The 307-nt window shown below is 70.7% G+C and carries 1 pseudogene; it reads right to left on the bottom strand.

The features are described from left to right. Positions 1-307 (bottom strand): annotated as a pseudogene (locus ADL01_RS26580) (hypothetical protein); the annotation flags it as partial.

Raw genomic sequence — 307 nt, 5'->3', positions numbered from 1 at the left:
CTCTCGTCGTGCGCCTCGGTGTCACCGGCCTGGTCGGCCAGGTTCCACTGGGCGCCGACCGGCTTGCCCTCGCTCACCAGAAAGTCGTCCGGCGTACTGGTCGCGTGCGCCTCCCTGGCGATTGCGACGACGGCCAGCAGCCGGCGGCCGGAACGGGCCGGCATCAACCGGACGGAGCCCGAGCCGCCCGGCGTGTCAGGGGTAAGGGTTGTCCCGGGCGCGCCGTCCAAGGAGGAGTGGTATTTGACGACGTCGGTGTCCGCGGTGGTGTGGTTCGGATGCCGCGAGAAGGTGAAGGTGCCGTGGG

Origin of the sequence: Streptomyces sp. NRRL WC-3618 (genome assembly GCF_001280005.1) — a bacterium.
GTDB lineage: Bacteria > Actinomycetota > Actinomycetes > Streptomycetales > Streptomycetaceae > Streptomyces.
This window is presented reverse-complemented; position numbering and strand designations above follow the sequence as displayed.